Raw genomic sequence first — 1081 nt, forward strand, 5'->3', positions numbered from 1 at the left:
CGACTCCCACCCCGACCCCCACGGCGATCGGCTGCCGGAACGCGGTGTTCTGCGACGACCTGGAGTCGCAGACCTCGACGACGCCGTCGGGCTCGTGGAGCGTCGTGACCCCGGACTGCTCGGGGCAGGGCCGCATCGAGGTCGACTCCTCGGTCGCGCACTCGGGCAGCCGGTCGCTCAAGGTCGTCGGCGCCGCGGGCTACTGCAACCACGTCTTCGCGAAGGCCGCCGCCGACCTGAGCGGGCTGTCGCAGGTGTGGCTCCGCTACTGGGTGCGGCACACGACGGCCCTGCCGACGTCGCACACGACGTTCCTCGCGATGCGCGACGCGGGCGACGGCAACCGTGACCTGCGCATGGGCGGCCAGAACGGTGCGCTGCAGTGGAACCGGGCGTCCGACGACGCGACGCTGCCCGAGCAGTCGCCGAACGGCGTCGCGCTCAGCCGGCCGCTGCCGACGTCGTCGTGGCACTGCGTCGAGGTGCAGGTGGACCGGGCCGGACGGCTCGCGACCTGGCTCGACGGCACCGCGGTGACGGGGCTGACGGCGGACGGCACGCCGACGCACGACGTCGACGGCCAGTGGTACCGGACCGCGTGGGCACCGCGCCCGACGGACCTGCGGCTCGGCTGGGAGAGCTACGGCGAGGGTGCGGACACGCTGTGGTTCGACGACGTCGCCGTCGCGGGCTCCCGCCTCGGCTGCTGAGACCCCCTGACGCACGGAGGGGGAACGACGACCCCGTCGTGACGGCCGCTGCGGACTGGGCACGTGGGCGCCACGGCGGGGTCGTCACACGCCCAGGGGCCGCCCACAGCGCCGGCCGAGGGCGCGTCCGCCGGTGCGTCCGGGTGACCCGCGACGACCTGCACGGTTCCTCCACCCGAACCGGCGCCCGTCGTCCCGCGCCGGTCCTACGGTGTCCGCATGACGAGCGCCGTCGACGACGACACCCCCGGCGACGGTCCGCCGCCGCCACCACCCGCGGATGCCGGCGCACCGGCCACGACGTCGCCCCCGTCGGGCACCGACGGGATCGTCGTCCAGGGCCTGCGTCGCGCGTTCGGGACGGTGCAGGC

Annotated in this window: 1 pseudogene; it reads left to right on the top strand. The window is 75.3% G+C overall.

Features of this window, described 5'->3' with window-relative positions:
* Positions 1-710: pseudogene (locus OMK64_RS20010) on the top strand (cellulose-binding protein); the annotation flags it as partial.
* Positions 711-1081: the final 371 nt, after the last annotated feature.

The organism is Cellulomonas fimi (assembly GCF_028527925.1).
GTDB classification, from domain to species: Bacteria; Actinomycetota; Actinomycetes; order Actinomycetales; family Cellulomonadaceae; genus Cellulomonas; species Cellulomonas fimi_C.